This window comes from Chryseobacterium contaminans (assembly GCF_001684955.1).
GTDB lineage: Bacteria > Bacteroidota > Bacteroidia > Flavobacteriales > Weeksellaceae > Chryseobacterium > Chryseobacterium contaminans.
Genome location: NZ_MAYF01000349.1, coordinates 1 through 16,692, shown reverse-complemented (window position 1 = coordinate 16,692; position 16,692 = coordinate 1). Strand labels below are relative to the sequence as shown.

Here is a 16,692-nt window from a genome sequence, read left to right as displayed (position 1 = left end):
TAAAGAAAGTTGCTATGTTTTTATTAAAATTTTTACTTGTTTTAGTCCATTCTTCCTCAGTAAATAAATGGAAGACCTGAGTGTAATTTTTATTTTTTTTGTTGATTAATTTCATAAAATTTAGTTCTTAATGCTTTGTTGTTGTGGTTTTACTTCAACAGGATTTTCGGTATTGTCATAGAACAGCCATTCAATAGCCCTTGGGAATTCCTGCGACCAGTAAAATTCACTGTGGGTTCCTTCGGGATTGATGCTGGTTCTGAATTCAAAATCGAAAAGGTTCTTTTTCTCCCATCTTTTCAAATACTCCTCAAAAATATGAATTCTTTTGACCATTTTAGATCCTTCCTGGCCACCGCCATATAAGTATATTTTGGTTTTGAATGGAATCCGGAAGTTCATCATCGGAAAATTATTATTCGGTTCTACCCAAAGAGAAGGGGAAAAGATCAATAATTTTGAATACACTTCAGGATAGAGAAATCCACTGTAGATGCTGATTAATGCTCCCAGTGAGCTACCTCCGATCCCGGTATTGTCCCGGTCTTTTTTAGTGCGGTAATTTTCATCTACATAGGGCTTTAAAGTATCGGTAATAAAGCGGATGTATTTTTTGCCTTCTGAACCATTCGCTACATTATCATTATCAAAAATATATTCCTTAATTCTGTCTTCGCTTCCATGTTCTATAGCAATAATGATGATGTCACCACGTCCGTATTCTGCAAGGATAGAAAGCTTTTTGTCAATTTCCCAGTTTCCGAAGCCGCTTCCTTCATTGAACAGGTTTTGAGCATCCTGAAGATATAAGACAGGATAATTTTTATCTGAAGTATGATAATCATAAGGAAGGACCGCCCAGATTTTACGGTAGCGATCCAGTTGAGGGATGTAGAACTTTTCGGAAATTACTTCAGCAATAGGAAAAAATTCCTCTTTGAAAGGGCCCCAGTTTAACCTCCATTTTTCAATAGTATCAGAGGTTTTTTGTAGTATTTTTTTTGCTTTTCGGTTAGGTGTAATATTCCCGTATTTATCTAATTCTACATTTTCCCAGCCGCCTTTGGTGAATTTATATTCAATTTCATCGGGAAGTTTTTCATCTTCAATATCTATGAAATAATGCCGGGAGTCTGATTGTTGGAGCTGGTAATTGTAATCTTTTGGGTTCCAATTGTTGAAATTTCCGGTGATAAATACCGGCCTGTCATCTTTTTCATCAGTATAAAGCTCAAATCTCATCATAAGTGTTTAATAATTGATTAGATTGCTAAATTTATAAAAAAGATTGTTTGGGAATCATAAAAAAGTGAATTAAAAAATGATATATTTGATAGGAAACGAAAGAGGGAAACTAACTTGATAATTATTTGAAGAATAATTAATCGCTATTGTCAGTATTTTTCGTAGTTTCAAGGAAAATATAAATACAAACGGATCTTGATGAATTCTGTTAAAACCTATACGCTTTTCACCGATCATGATGTCTATCTTTTCAAAGAAGGTAGGCATTATAAGCTGTATGGTAAATTTGGAGCGCATTCTGTAGAAAAGGATGGGGTGAAGGGTGTGTATTTTTCGGTTTGGGCCCCTCATGCTAAAAAAGTTTCCGTAATAGGAGATTTTAATAACTGGAATCATAAAGATCATATTTTATTTCCAAGATGGGACGAGTCAGGGATCTGGGAAGGATTTATAGAAGACCTGCCTTGGGGCACCTTATATAAATATGCTATCGAAACAGCAAGGGGAGAGATTCTGGAAAAAAGTGATCCTTATGCTTTAAGCTGGGAACAAAATATTCAGGCAGCTTCATTGGTTTCAACGACCTGGTATGAATGGAATGATAAGGCTTGGATGGAAAACCGCGGGGAAAAAAATAGTCTGGAAGCTCCTATATCTGTGTATGAACTGCATTTAGGTTCTTGGGTAAGGGAAGGCGATCATCCTAATCAATTTTTGAACTATCGTGATATTGCAAAGAAACTCATTCCTTATATAAAAGAAATGGAGTTTACCCATGTAGAGTTTATGCCTGTGATGGAATATCCTTATGATCCAAGCTGGGGATATCAGATTACTGGATTTTATGCAGCAACTTCACGTTTCGGTTCACCACAGGATCTGATGTTCCTGATTGATGAGCTTCACCAGAATAATATAGGCGTTATTCTGGATTGGGTTCCTTCCCATTTTCCGGGGGATGCTAATGGACTCCACCGTTTTGACGGTTCCTATTTATATGAACATGAAGATCCGAGAAAAGGATTTCATCCTGACTGGAAATCACATATCTTTAATTATGGAAGGAATGAAGTAAAGTCTTTTCTCATTTCCAATGCCATGTTCTGGCTGGACCGTTATCATGCAGACGGACTTCGTGTAGATGCGGTAACTTCAATGCTTCATCTGGATTATTCAAGGAATGAAGGCGAATGGGAACCTAATATATACGGCGGAAATGTCAATCTTGAAGCCAAAGCCTTTTTACAGGAGTTTAATACGGCTGTTTACAAAGAATTCGGAAACAGTATTATGACCATTGCTGAAGAAAGCTCAGATTTTCCAATGCTTACCAAACCTGTTCATGATGGCGGTGTAGGCTTCGGAATGAAATGGATGATGGGCTGGATGCATGATACCCTGGATTATTTCAAAGAAGACTTTGTTAACAGGAAGTTCCATCATCATAAGCTTACGTTTGCTTCCATGTATATGTATAACGAAAATTATATGATGCCTTTGTCTCATGATGAAGTGGTGCATGGTAAGGCAAGCCTTATTTATAAAATGAAGGGGGATGAATGGCAAAAATTTGCCAATCTTCGTACCTTATATGTATATATGTATACCCATCCGGGCGCCAAGCTGCTTTTTATGGGAGATGAATTCGGGCAAACCAGTGAATGGAACTTTACCCGAAGCCTGGATTGGCACCTGCTGAAATATTCTGTTCATAAAGGATTGCAGGATCTGGTAAAGAAACTCAATCATTTATACAGGTCTGAATCTGCTTTATATGAAAACCAGTTTGATAAGCATGGTTTTGAATGGATAGAAGCAGATGATCTTGAAAATTCAGTTTATGTGTATCTTAGGAAAGGGAAAAGAAGGGATGATGTTTTGATGATAGTCTTAAATCTTGCTCCAAAAGTCCTGGATTACAAAATAAAGATTCCCAACGGAACGCATTGGGACGTTATCTTCAATTCTGATGATGATGAATACAGCGGAAGTGGAGTAGAATCTGAGATATTGGAGGAAAAATATGAAGACGGAACAGTACATCAAAAATTTATGACCCTCAAAGTACCACCTCTTGCAGGAGTTATTTTGAGGCAGCAAAAAGATAAAAAGTATAAATTACACAGAATTAAACACAAAAGATAAAGAATGGTTATTTATCATTTAAGTACAGAATGTTATCCTGTAGCCAAAGTAGGTGGGCTGGCAGACGTTGTTGGTGCCCTTCCTAAATATCAGAATAAAGTAAAAGGAATAGAAGCCAAAGTGGTAATGCCATGGTATAACAAACCTTTTGTGCGTGAACATGAGTTTGACGTGGTATTTGATGGTTTTATTCATCAGGGGCCCAATATGCTGCAGGTTCAGGTCATGAAGGAAAAAACGAATGTGTTGGGTTTTGAGCTTTATATGGTGAGAATTCCAGGGCTTTTGGATAGAGACAATCCTTATGGCTATCAGGATGAAAGTTTTCAGTTCTTAGCTTTCCAGCATGGAGTTTTGCACTGGCTGTGTGCCATGGAATTAAGACCGGATGTTCTTCATTGTCATGATTACCATACAGGATTAGTTCCTTTTATGGTAGAACATTGCCCTGAATTTAGCTTTCTGAAAGGGGTAAAAACTATAGGAACTATCCATAACGGAGAGTATCAGGGCATGATGAGCTGGAATATGGCGAATTATATGCCTTCTTTTGATACCTATAAATGGGGATTGATGGATTGGAACGGATTGATGAATCCACTGGCAAGTATGATTAAATGTGCAGATGCTTTTACCACCGTTTCTGAAGGATATCTGGAAGAACTTTTTATCAGTTTCAGAGGAATTGAAAGCTTAGTGCGTCAGGAATTCGGAAAAGCCTATGGAATTATCAACGGAATTGATACCGAAGTCTGGAATCCGGAAACAGATCCGATGCTGGATTTTAATTTTAACATTAAAAATGCCGTTGCCCAGAAAAAGAAAAACAAAGAGAAGCTTTGTAAAGAATATGGTTTGAACCCGAAACTTCCTTTGTTTGCATTCATCGGAAGATTTGCTACGGAAAAAGGAGCAGATCTGCTGCCGGATGTGGTTTGGAAAAGTATAAAACAAAGCTATGGTGCTTTAAATATCATGATTCTGGGCTCAGGAAATGTCTATATTGAGAATAAACTTAAGGAATACGATTATACCTATACCAATTTTGCTTTGGATTTAGGATATAAAGAACACCTTTCTCATAAGATTTATGCCTCAGCAGATTTTCTGTTGATGCCATCAAGAGTAGAACCGTGTGGTCTCAATCAGATGTATTCTATGAGATACGGAACCGTTCCGGTAGTAAGATACACAGGAGGATTGAAAGATACGGTAGAAGATATTTCAACAGGCGGAGCAGGACTCAACTTTACGTATCCGGGGGTAGATGATATTGTACATGCGATGAACAGGGCGCTTGGTATCTATCATCAGAACGGAATCATGGAAGAACTTATTCATGCCAATATGAATTTTGACTTTGCATGGGAGAAATCTGCAGAAAAATATATAGCTTTATATAATAGCTGATAATATGATAAAGGATCTATCCTTCATAGTATCAAATTGAATAAACACCAAAACAGAACAGTAAACTTAATAAAATAAAAACGCAATATATTTATGAACCGAAATGTAATCTCTATTGTACTGGGAGGAGGCAGAGGAACAAGATTATTCCCGTTAACGTATTCCAGATCAAAACCGGCAGTTCCTATTGCAGGAAAATACAGGCTGGTAGATATCCCTATTTCAAACTGCCTGAATTCGGGACTGAACAAAATTCTGGTGCTTACTCAGTTTAATTCAGCCTCCCTGAACTCGCATATTAAGAACTCTTATCATTTTGATATCTTCAGTAAAGGTTTTGTAGATATTCTTGCTGCAGAGCAGAATGTAGAAAACGATAGCTGGTATCAGGGAACAGCAGATGCCGTCCGCCAATCCATGAAGCATCTTGAAAAATATGATTATGACTATATCTTAATCCTTTCCGGTGATCAGTTGTACCAGATGGATTTTAGGGAAATGCTCGATTTCCATATTGAAAACGGAGGCGATCTTACCATTGCAACTATTCCAGTTAATGCTAAGGATGCAACCGGTTTCGGGATCTTAAAATCCGATGATGAAGGAAATATTACCTCCTTCTATGAAAAGCCGGATTATAGTATGTTGGATGGCTTGAAATCTGAAGTTTCGGAAGAGAATAAATATAAAGGGAAAGAATTCCTGGCCTCTATGGGAATTTATATTTTCACAAAGAACATCCTTAAAAAAATGTTTGAAGAAGGAGCCGGTGATGATTTCGGAAAAGATATTATTCCAAGTTCCATCGGAAAATATAAAACATTAAGCTATCAGTATGAAGGGTACTGGACGGATATCGGAACTATAGAATCGTTCTATGAGGCCAATCTGGACCTATGTCTGGATCTTCCGCAGTTCAACCTGTTTTCCTCTTCGCCTATCTATACAAGAGCGAGAATGCTTCCACCTTCAAAAATCAACGGTTCTTATGTAAGTAAAGCCGTGTTTGGAGATGGGTGTATCATCATGGCAGATAAAATTGAAAACTCTGTTATTGGAAACAGGACCAGAATAGATAAAGGAAGTACTATTGTTAATTCCTACGTAATGGGAGCGGATTTCTATCAAAATACTACGGAAATCGTTCTTAATGACAGAGGTGGCCGCCCAAATATGGGAATTGGGAAATACTGCTACATTGAAAAGGCAATCCTTGATAAAAACTGCTATATCGGAGACAATGTGAAAATTATCGGTGGAAAGCATATCTCGGATGGTGATTATGGAACTTATTCCGTGCAAGACGGAATTGTAGTCGTGAAAAAAGGAGCAGTGCTGGCACCGGGAACACATATAGGATAAAAGTAAGGAAGCGGGAAGCTGGAGGCTGGAAGTTATTGCAGCCGAAGTGATGAATATATCTTTTCTTTCCTGAAAGGCTTGTAAATAATCACTTCAATCAAAAGGGAATAGTAATCGTTGGAATAACAGTAACTTCCATCTTCCCGCACCCCGCTTCCAGCCTTTAACTAGGTTAATTATTGTTAAACATACAACTACAGTGATCAGCATATTGGTCACTCTTTTTATTTGTATTATTTTTGTGCGATGCGTATTTTTAAATATCTGACTGTACTTATTGTTCTTTTGGGAGGTGCCTATGCGGCTTCCATGTATTATTTTGTGGATGAAAGCAAGAACTTTACCGTTGAAAAAGAGATCGATTATCCGGTAGATAAAGTTTTTGCCCAGTTCAATAATCTCCAGAATTTTACGAGATGGAACAACTTTTTTACCAGTTCACAGTCCATGGATATAGATTATTATACGCCTTATGAAGGACAGGGAAGTGCCATCAGCTACGTAGACAAACAAAATGATACCGATGGTGAAATGTTCATTCGCTATGAGAACCTTAATAAAACTTTAAAATACCAGCTTTTTGAGGATGAAAATGAAAATCCGACATTAGTTGACGTCAAATTTAAGCCTGTTTCAGCCGAAAAGACTAAAATTACGTGGTACGTACATACTCCAAAACTTTCCGTTTGGAGAAGGGTTGAAAATTTCTGGACAGAAGACCGTTTTGCCGAAAATATCAACAAAAGTATGGTTAATCTTAAAAATTCGCTTGGAAATAAAGTGGAAAAAGACAATCAGATGGCAGCCATCAAGTATGACAGCCTGATGGTGGAAAATGAAGAAGATAAGCTATTATTGGGGATCAATGTAAGTACAGCCAATAAAAAAGATGCCCTTTACAAAAATATTGTGATGAATTATAACAAAGTGTATAATTTCGTATCGATGGACCTTGGTAAAAAAGATGATGAATTCGGGTATCCGGTTCTGATGACAGATGCGGATAACTACAAAGACAAGGAGGTTTCCTACTTCTTGGGAATACCACTTTCCAAGAAAATCGGGGTATCTGACAATAACTTTAATTTTAGGTCTGTAAACCCATCACAAAACTACGTAATATACTACAAAGGAAGCTACGAAGGCCGAATTAAGGCTATTCAGCAGCTGATTCAGAAAGCCAAAAAAGACGAGATGCGCTTCGGAGATATCCGTCAGACCTTTATTGAACGTCCGATGGAAGGTCAGGATGTGAACCTTAAGCTCTCATTATCAGTGTATAAGTAATTTTTTTAGAATATTTTTTTTCTTAATTTTTTTTAACGGTTTCAGACTGTTCTAACTCGGTTTTTTTTATTAAATTTGAAGATTAATTCTACAAATAAATTTTAATAAATAGATAAACTGTAATAATGGACAGATTTTCATTCCTAAACGCAGCTCATTCTCAGTTAATTGAGGATTTATACCAACAGTACTTAAAATTCCCGGATTCCTTAGAACCATCATGGAAAGCTTTCTTTCAAGGCTTCGATTTTGCTTTGGAAAACTACGGAGATGACGATAACATTCAATTTATTCAGGCCTCGGCCAGCGCTGCTCCTGCAGTACAACAAATTTCTCAGGCAGTATCAAGCGGAGAAGTTCCTGAACACATCAAGAAAGAATTTAAGGTAGTAAACCTTATTGAGGCTTACAGAACAAGAGGGCACCTGTTTACAAAAACAAACCCGGTTAGAGAAAGAAGACACTATACCCCTACTTTAGATATCGAGAACTTCGGTCTTTCTAAAGAAGATTTAAATACAAAATTCAACTGTGCTGTTGAAACAGGAATGAAAGAGCCTGCTACTTTGGCAGATCTGATCAAGCATCTTGAAAATATCTACTGTGATTCTATCGGGGTAGAATATATGCACATTAACAATGTTGAAGAAAAAGATTTCATCAAAAAATGGCTTCAAGTAAATGAAAACCACCCAAGCCTTTCTGCGAATGAGAAAACGGAAATTTTATTAAAATTAAATCAGGCAGTAGCCTTTGAAAATTATCTTCATACAAAATTTGTAGGTCAGAAAAGATTCTCACTGGAAGGTGGAGAAACGTTGATTCCTGCTTTAGACCAATTAATCTCAAGATCTTCTCAGTTAGGAGTTGATGAAGTGGTTCTGGGTATGGCTCACAGAGGAAGATTAAACGTATTGTCAAACATCTTCGGAAAATCTTACAAGCAGATCTTCTCAGAATTTGAAGGAAAAGAATTCGAAGAAGATGTATTCTCAGGTGACGTTAAATATCACTTAGGATCATCTAAAAAGATCAAAACAGCTTCAGGAGAAGAAGTTTGCATCAACCTTACACCAAACCCGTCTCACCTTGAAACCGTTGCAGCTTTAGTAGAAGGAATCTGCCGTGCAAAAGTAGACGATAAGTATAAAGACTATTCTAAAGTATTGCCAATCATCATCCACGGTGACGGTGCTATTGCAGGACAAGGTATTGCTTATGAAGTAGCTCAGATGATGACGCTTGAAGGATACAGAACAGGAGGTACTGTTCACATCGTTGTAAACAACCAGGTATCTTTCACCACAAACTTCCTTGATGCAAGATCTTCAACATACTGTACAGACATCGCAAAAGTTACAGAATCTCCTGTAATGCACGTAAATGCTGATGATGCTGAAGCGGTAGTTCATGCCATCCACTTTGCTGCTGATTTCAGAGCGAAATTCGGAAAAGATGTGTACATAGATCTATTAGGATACAGAAAATATGGACACAATGAAGGTGATGAGCCAAGATTTACTCAGCCTAACCTTTATAAGGCTATCTCTAAGCACCCGAACCCAAGAGAAATCTACAAAGATAAATTAATTAACGACAGCGTTATTTCTAACGATATCATCAAGAAAATGGAAGTTGACTTCAAAGCACTTCTTGATAAAGATTTTGATGCCTCTAAAGAGATCGAGAAAAACGTAATGGATGTGTTCATGGCTGAAGACTGGTTAAACTATCCAATCGGAAAGAAAGGAGCAGTTCAGTTGCCTGTTGATACAAAATATGACCTGGCTAAATTAAAAGAGTTGGCGATTAAAATGTCAACACTTCCAGCTGATAAAAAATTCATCAATAAGATTACAAGACTTTTCGAAAACAGAATCAAGGCTATTGAAGGAAATTCATTAGACTGGGCGCTGGGAGAGTGGTTAGCGTATGCAACACTACTTGTAGAAGGGCACAACGTAAGAATCTCTGGTGAAGATGTAGAAAGAGGGACATTCTCTCACAGACATGCTGTGGTAAAAACAGAAGATACAGAAGAAGAATATATCCCACTAAGACACGTTTCAGAAAACAGATTTGATGTATTCAACTCTCACCTTTCAGAATATGGTGTTCTAGGTTTCGATTACGGATATGCAATGGCATCTCCAAATACATTAACCATCTGGGAAGCTCAATTCGGAGATTTCGTGAACGGTGCTCAGATCATCGTTGACCAGTATCTTGCAGCTGCAGAAGAAAAATGGAAAATCCAGGATGGGTTGGTAATGTTATTGCCTCACGGTTCAGAAGGTCAGGGTGCAGAACACTCTTCAGCAAGATTGGAGAGATTCTTAACACTTTGTGCGAATGAAAACATGGTAGTAGCGAATATCACTTCACCTGCTAACTACTTCCACTTATTAAGAAGACAGCTGAAGTGGGCATTCAGAAAACCATTGATCGTAATGAGCCCTAAATCTTTATTGAGACACCCTAAAGTAGTTTCTCCACTTGAAGATTTCGCAACAGGTTCATTCCAGCCAATCTTAGACGATCCTACAGCAGATCCTAAAAAAGTAGAAAAATTAGTTCTTTGTTCAGGTAAACTGTACTTCGAATTATTAGCGAAGAAAGAAGAATTAAACTGTGAAAATATTGCATTAGTAAGATTCGAGCAGTTATATCCACTTCAAACGGATGCTATTGAAGCGATCTTCAACAAATACGAAAACAGAAAACAATTAGTGTGGGCTCAGGAAGAACCTGAAAACATGGGGGCTTGGTCTTATATCCTTAGAAACTTCAGAGATACAGGAATCCAGGTTGTAGCTCCGGTACCAAGCGGTGCTCCAGCTCCAGGTAGCCACAAAATGTTTGAGAAAAACCAGAATGCAGTAATCAACAGAGTATTCGACAGAGACGATGCTCCTGCAAAAAGACCAGTAACAGCTTAATTAAATAATAATCAATTAAAAAATAAAAAATACTCGATATGTCAGTTTTAGAAATGAAAGTTCCTTCACCGGGCGAATCAATTACAGAAGTTGAAATTGCAACTTGGCTTGTAAAAGATGGTGATTATGTAGAAAAAGATCAACCTATCGCTGAAGTAGACTCAGACAAAGCAACTCTTGAATTGCCGGCAGAACAAAGTGGTGTTATCACTTTAAAAGCAGAAGAAGGTGATGTGGTACAAGTAGGTCAGGTAGTTTGTTTAATTGATATGGATGCTGCTAGACCAGAAGGTGCTGCACCTGCTGCTGAAGCTCCAAAACAGGAAGAAGCTCCAAAAGCTGCTGAACCTGCTAAACAAGAAGCTCCAAAACCAGCTGCTCCGGTTGCTGCTCCAACAACTTATGCTACAGGAGCTCCATCTCCGGCTGCTAAGAAAATCCTTGACGAAAAAGGAATGGATGCTGCTCAGGTTTCAGGAACAGGAAGAGACGGAAGAATCACTAAGACTGATGCTGAATTAGCTGCAGTTCCTGCATTAGGAGGAAGCCCTCTTACTGCTACAGGTTCCAGATCTACTACAACTACAAAACTTTCAGTTTTAAGAAGAAAAATCGCTCAGAGATTAGTTTCTGTGAAGAATGAAACAGCTATGTTAACAACTTTCAACGAAGTTGACATGTCTGAAATCTTCAGATTAAGAAAACTATATAAAGAAGAATTCGCTCAGAAGCACGGAGTTGGACTTGGTTTCATGTCTTTCTTTACAAAAGCAGTTACAAGAGCATTACAAATGTATCCGGATGTAAATGCATCTATTGACGGAGACTTCAAAGTAAACTATGATTTCTGTGATATCTCTATTGCAGTTTCTGGTCCTAAAGGATTAATGGTTCCTGTATTGAGAAATGCAGAAAACATGTCTTTCAGCGCTGTTGAAGCCAACATTAAAGATCTTGCTACAAAAGTAAGAGACGGTAAAATTACTGTTGACGAAATGACTGGTGGTACTTTCACCATTACAAACGGTGGTACTTTCGGATCTATGATGTCTACACCAATCATCAACCCACCACAATCTGCAATCCTTGGTATGCACAATATCATTCAGAGACCGGTTGCCGTTGACGGACAAGTAGTAATCAGACCAATGATGTACGTAGCAATGTCTTATGACCACAGAATTATCGACGGAAAAGAGTCTGTAGGATTCCTTGTAGCGGTAAAAGAAGGTATCGACAATCCTGTTCAGGTATTAATGGGAGGTGACGAAAGAAAAGGCCTTGGTTTATAGTTTTTAATAAAATTATAATGTAAATATATAATCTCGCCTTAAAAAAGGCGAGATTTTTGTATCTATTAAGAAAATACTACAATGATGTTTTCAAAAATGACTTCCAATATCAAAGTTTCAGTAATACCTGAATATGATAGTAAAAACAGTTATCCATCCGAAAACCGCTATGTTTTCAAGTACAATATCACTATAGAAAATGACGGAAGCTTTCCTATAAAAGTACTGAAAAGAAAATGGCTCATCTTTGATGTAGGATTCGGATACACAGAAATTATAGGTGATGGAATTATCGGACTGACTCCTGAGATAGGAACCGGCGAAAATTTCGCTTATTTCTCCAATGTAATGCTTCGTTCCGGAGTAGGAAATATGAGTGGAAAATACCTGGTTAAAAACCTTGAGACTCAGGAAACGTTAGAGATTGATATTCCAAAGTTCAATTTGTTGTCTGAAGTTTTAAGCAATTGATGATTTAAATTGCAGACTAAAGAACCCGGATTCAGTAGTCTGTAGTATTAAAGTCTTTTAATTTTTGCTTTCATATAATCATGTACTTCATCATTACTGGTGAGGAAGAGTTTCTCAAAAGCCAATAAAGATATTTTTGCACATACTTCAGCATCGGCTCCGGCTCTGTGATGATTGAATGTAATATTGTGATATTCAGCCAGTGGTTTCAATCCATATTTTGGGAGATAATTCCATGATTTCTTTGCAAGCTGGATGCTGCAAAGGTAATTGATTTTTGGGGTGAACATCCCGTAATGTTCAAGGCAACCTCTTAAAACGGAAGCGTCAAAACCTGCATTATGGGCAATCATTAAACTTCCATACATCATTTCCTGAGCCTCATACCAGATTTCATCAAAAGTAGGAGCATCCTGTACATCTTCAGGCTGTATTCCATGCACAGCAATATTAAATTTACTGAAATAGGGAAAGCTTGGTGGCTTGATGAGCCATGTTTTGGTTTCAACAATCTTAGAATCCTGTACCACACAGATTCCCATCTCACAAGCAGAGCTTTTTTCGTGAGTGGCTGTTTCAAAATCTATTGCGCAGAAATCCATTGGGATAATTTGATATTTAAATTTAATATTCGCGAAGTTATAACATTTCTCAAAAATAATATTGGCGGCTCTCTATTATTTCTCAGACTTACTGCCCCCTAAAAAGTGCTTAAAAATGAGCCATTTTGATTGATAAAATAGATCTTTCTGATGGTTCTGACGTAGTTTCCATGTTTCCGGGAGTTGTCGGTAAAACCCGAAATGTGCCCTTACAACAGCCCAAAGGTGTGGGAAGCCTTGTTTTAATCCAAAATAAATTCCAGCAACGCCATCCAGGCAAAGCCTGAAAAAAATCAGCCAGATCAGTCTTGGAAAGGGCAGGTTTTTAAGCATCATAGACAAGTTGTTTCTGATATTTAAATAGGTTTTCTGGGCACTTTGTTTATTCAATGTTCCACCGCCTACATGATATACTTTAGATTTCCCAGTGTAAAAGATTTTTTTCCCTGAATTGATAAGCCTCCAGCAAAGGTCAATTTCCTCCTGGTGAGCAAAAAAGCGTTCATCAAATCCTTTCTGTTCCCAAAAATCCTTAGAACGGATAAAAAGACAGCACCCTGATGCCCAGAAAATTTCTGCTTCATCATCATATTGCCCTTTATCTTCTTCAAGATCATCAAAAATACGCCCTCTGCAATAGGGATAACCGAGATTATCAATCAGTCCGCCGCCAGCTCCGGCAAATTCAAAGAAATTTTTACGATCGTAAGACAGGATCTTAGGCTGGACAGCAGAAATAGAATTATTCTTCTCAAACAGGTTTAAGACCGGTTCTATCCAGTTTTCCGTAACTTCTACGTCAGAATTAAGAAGACAATAATATTCGGTATTAATTTTCTTTAATCCTTGATTGTAACCTCCAGCAAATCCGTAATTTTTATCATTTTTAATAATTTTTACAGTAGGGAAATGCGTGTTGAGAAATGCTATAGAATCATCAGTAGAAAGATTATCAATAACATAAATATCTGCATTTTGAGAAAACTGAACCACACTTGGAAGAAATTTTTCCAGCCAGTTTTTCCCATTCCAGTTTAAGATGGCAACAGCCAGTTTGTTCTGCATGTAAATCTAATTTTTTTCAGTATCAAAAATCTTGATAGAGTCCTGATACTTCCACTTTCTGTGTGACCAAAGATAATTATCCGGATGCTTGTGTAAAGTATTTTCCAACATTTTATGGAACTTTCTAACTACTTCATGCTCCGTAAACCTTTCCTGATCCGGATAGATTCTGTAATAGTTCACCTGATAATAACCACGCTTTACTTTTTTCATTTCACAATAAATAAAAGCTAGATCCATTCGGGTTGCCAGCTTATCATATCCTATGAATGCAGGAGTTCTTTGATGCATAAACTCTAATCCGTAAGTGACATGAGAAAAATGTGGGGTTTGATCTGCCACAAACATGTAAGCAGAATCTCCGTTATTTTCCGATCTGAAAATGTTCCGGATCACTTCATTTGCTTCCAGTGCTTCGTTGCCGAATTTATTCCTTACCTTTTTCATCTGGTTTTCCCAAAAATCACTATTTACCTTTCGATAAACCGGGTGGCAATGAGCTTGTGGAATAATTTTAGCCAATGCGTTGATCCATTCCCAGTTAAAAACATGGCCTGCCAGTAAGATGATATTTTTACCTTCCTTCTTGGCCTCATGAAAAAGATCCTGGTTAATATGCTGCATTCTTACCCTGGATTCTGTTTCGGAAATGCTGAATGATTTTATAGTTTCCACCAGATAATCTGAGAAATTGCGATAGAATTTTTTTCGGATTTTTCTGATCTCTTCTTCAGATTTATCAGGAAAGGAGTTTCTAAGGTTCTGGGTAATCACCGTCTTTCTGTAACCTACCAGATAGTAATTTAAGAAGAACATAACATCCGAAAAAATATATAATATTCTAAGCGGAAGTTTTGAGATGAAAAATAATATTTTGATTAAAAAGCTCATAAAACAAGCAAATTTAGTGATAATAAAATTATGGTTCTATTTTTGCAGAGAGATAAGTATTATTTTTTTATTTTTATGTTATGAAAAAATTGACATTGATCGCTTTGCTGGGGTTAGGGACTTTAGCTTTTGCACAGAACGTAAAGGACTTACCGGATAATGGAAAGCAAAAAACGGCTCTTATTGTGCCGGCTGAACAGAAAGAACTGGATGCGAAGAAGAAGGCTGCTGAAGAAAAAGCAAAACTTCCTAAGCCTTATAATCCAAAAGCTGATGCTCAGGCAGATATTAATAAATTGGTAGCGCAGGCTAAAAAAGAAGGTAAAAATATCATGATCCAGGCTGGTGGAAACTGGTGTATCTGGTGTCTTAGATTTAATAATTTTGTACAGGAAACTCCTGAACTGAAAGAATTGGTAGATAAAAACTACCTGTATTATCACCTGAATTATTCGCCAGATAATAAAAATGAAAAAGTGTTTGCTCAGTATGATAATCCTGGTGAAAAATTCGGATATCCGGTATTCATTGTTTTGGATAAAGACGGAAAAATGATAAAGGTTCAGCAGAGTGATGTATTCGAAGAGGGAAAAGGATACAGCAAGGATAAGGTAAAAGAGTTTTTCAATACCTGGAAGCCTAAAGCATAAAAATAAAAGGTTGTTTCTACTGAAGCAACCTTTTTTATTAATATTTGCGAGAGGAATTATCTAAGATTCCTATTATTTTCAGAGCAGTTTTTTTATCCATCTTAATTTTTTTTCAGAATAAGGTGGATATTTAATATTGGGTTCGCCCCATGTAGTTTTTTCAAGGACAGCTTTTTGATGCGAGAATGCCTCAAAACCAAACTTCCCATGATAATGTCCTATTCCTGAGCTGCCCACTCCTCCAAACGGGAGGTTGTCATTGCTTAAATGCATCACAACATCATTGATACACCCGCCACCAAAAGAAAGTCTTTGTGTAAAATTTAGCTTTTCCTCAGCATTATTGGTGAAAAGGTAAGCGGCCAGAGGTTTTTCCAATTCCAATACGGAATTCAGTGCCACATTGTAATTTTTAAAGCTGATAACAGGCAGGATAGGTCCGAAGATCTCTTCCTGCATGATCTCATCGTTCCAGTCAATATTGTGAAGAATAGTAGGCTCTATATACCGTTTTTCTTCATCAAAACTTCCCCCGAAATATATTTTTTCCTTATCAATAAGATTAACTAATCGTTGAAAATTCCTTGAATTGATAATTTGGGTATATTGTTCCGAGTCCGGATCATATTTAAACTCTTTAATGTATTTTCTCAACATTTCCAGAAACTGTTCCTGTATGGATTCTTCTACCAATAAGTAATCCGGGGCAACGCAGGTTTGTCCGGCATTCAGGAATTTTCCCCATACCATTCTTTTGGCGGCAATTTCAAGATTGGCATTTTTAGTAACAATAGCGGGAGATTTTCCGCCCAATTCCAGAACAACAGGTGTTAAATGTTCTGCTGCAGCCTTGTATACAATCTTTCCTACTTTTGTACTTCCTGTAAAGAATATTTTATCAAATTTCAATTTCAGAAGTGCTGTGGTTTCATCAATTCCCCCTTTGTATACATACAGATATTCAGAAGGAAAATTTTCATTGATGATGCTGGACATTGCTTTCATGGTGTTTTCTGCAATTTCACTGGGTTTCAGAATGCAGCAGTTTCCGGCAGCTATGGCAGCAATCATGGGTGAAAGAGATAGCTGATAAGGATAATTCCATGCTCCGATTACCAGAATATTACCTAATGGTTCGGGATGGATTTTACTTTTTCCAAGCTGATTCACAAGGTTAGTACCTACTTTTTTAGGCTTGGTAAGAGATTTTAAGTGTTTCAGATAATAATCAATATCATTTAGAATAAATGAGATTTCTGTGGTGAATGTATCGAATTTAGATTTTCCAAAATCCTTATAAATAGCTTCGTATAGCATGTTTTCATTAGAAATG

The 16,692-nt window shown here is 37.2% G+C and carries 13 protein-coding genes; 8 read left to right on the top strand and 5 right to left on the bottom strand.

Going from position 1 to position 16,692, the window contains the following annotated elements; genetic code table 11:
* Positions 1 to 120 precede the first annotated feature (120 nt).
* Complete coding sequence (locus BBH99_RS20185; RefSeq protein WP_394333784.1) at positions 121 to 1,245, bottom strand: alpha/beta hydrolase-fold protein; 1,125 nt, start codon at positions 1,243 to 1,245, stop codon at positions 121 to 123.
* A 198-nt stretch (positions 1,246 to 1,443) separates the two neighbouring features.
* Here BBH99_RS20185 and glgB point away from each other — a divergent pair, with 198 nt between their 5' ends.
* The 7 genes from glgB (at position 1,444) to apaG (ending at position 12,151) form a co-directional block, all read left to right on the top strand.
* On the top strand, positions 1,444 to 3,390 hold the full coding sequence (glgB, locus tag BBH99_RS20180) for a 1,4-alpha-glucan branching protein GlgB (protein ID WP_066700014.1): 1,947 nt from the start codon (positions 1,444 to 1,446) through the stop codon (positions 3,388 to 3,390).
* Between the two features lie 3 nt (positions 3,391 to 3,393).
* The gene (locus BBH99_RS20175) at positions 3,394 to 4,800 is read left to right on the top strand and encodes a glycogen synthase (protein WP_066700012.1); all 1,407 of its coding nucleotides are present in this window, start codon (positions 3,394 to 3,396) and stop codon (positions 4,798 to 4,800) included.
* A 93-nt stretch (positions 4,801 to 4,893) separates the two neighbouring features.
* Positions 4,894 to 6,162, top strand: a complete 1,269-nt coding sequence (locus tag BBH99_RS20170) for a glucose-1-phosphate adenylyltransferase (RefSeq protein WP_066700009.1) — start codon at positions 4,894 to 4,896, stop codon at positions 6,160 to 6,162.
* Between the two features lie 246 nt (positions 6,163 to 6,408).
* On the top strand, positions 6,409 to 7,449 hold the full coding sequence (locus BBH99_RS20165; RefSeq protein WP_066700007.1) for an SRPBCC domain-containing protein: 1,041 nt from the start codon (positions 6,409 to 6,411) through the stop codon (positions 7,447 to 7,449).
* 125 nt (positions 7,450 to 7,574) lie between these two features.
* On the top strand, positions 7,575 to 10,388 hold the full coding sequence (locus tag BBH99_RS20160) for a 2-oxoglutarate dehydrogenase E1 component (protein WP_066700005.1): 2,814 nt from the start codon (positions 7,575 to 7,577) through the stop codon (positions 10,386 to 10,388).
* A 38-nt stretch (positions 10,389 to 10,426) separates the two neighbouring features.
* Complete coding sequence (odhB, locus tag BBH99_RS20155; protein WP_066700003.1) at positions 10,427 to 11,680, top strand: 2-oxoglutarate dehydrogenase complex dihydrolipoyllysine-residue succinyltransferase; 1,254 nt, start codon at positions 10,427 to 10,429, stop codon at positions 11,678 to 11,680.
* A gap of 81 nt (positions 11,681 to 11,761) precedes the next feature.
* Positions 11,762 to 12,151, top strand: a complete 390-nt coding sequence (gene apaG, locus BBH99_RS20150) for a Co2+/Mg2+ efflux protein ApaG (RefSeq protein ID WP_066700001.1) — start codon at positions 11,762 to 11,764, stop codon at positions 12,149 to 12,151.
* Between the two features lie 47 nt (positions 12,152 to 12,198).
* Here apaG and BBH99_RS20145 read toward each other — a convergent pair whose 3' ends face one another.
* The 3 genes from BBH99_RS20145 to BBH99_RS20135 all read right to left on the bottom strand — a co-directional run bounded on the left by BBH99_RS20145 (position 12,199) and on the right by BBH99_RS20135 (position 14,709).
* The gene (locus tag BBH99_RS20145) at positions 12,199 to 12,753 is read right to left on the bottom strand and encodes a 3'-5' exonuclease (protein WP_066700000.1); all 555 of its coding nucleotides are present in this window, start codon (positions 12,751 to 12,753) and stop codon (positions 12,199 to 12,201) included.
* Between the two features lie 75 nt (positions 12,754 to 12,828).
* Positions 12,829 to 13,818, bottom strand: a complete 990-nt coding sequence (locus BBH99_RS20140) for a glycosyltransferase family 2 protein (RefSeq protein WP_066699999.1) — start codon at positions 13,816 to 13,818, stop codon at positions 12,829 to 12,831.
* 6 nt (positions 13,819 to 13,824) lie between these two features.
* The gene (locus BBH99_RS20135; protein WP_066699998.1) at positions 13,825 to 14,709 is read right to left on the bottom strand and encodes a lysophospholipid acyltransferase family protein; all 885 of its coding nucleotides are present in this window, start codon (positions 14,707 to 14,709) and stop codon (positions 13,825 to 13,827) included.
* Positions 14,710 to 14,789: 80 nt separating this feature from the next.
* On the opposite strand from BBH99_RS20135, the gene BBH99_RS20130 reads away from it, so the two are divergent.
* Positions 14,790 to 15,359, top strand: a complete 570-nt coding sequence (locus BBH99_RS20130; protein ID WP_066699996.1) for a thioredoxin family protein — start codon at positions 14,790 to 14,792, stop codon at positions 15,357 to 15,359.
* A 78-nt stretch (positions 15,360 to 15,437) separates the two neighbouring features.
* Here BBH99_RS20130 and BBH99_RS20125 read toward each other — a convergent pair.
* Positions 15,438 to 16,692, bottom strand: a 1,255-nt coding sequence (locus BBH99_RS20125; RefSeq protein WP_066699994.1) for an aldehyde dehydrogenase family protein, incomplete at its 5' end; no start/stop codon positions are given.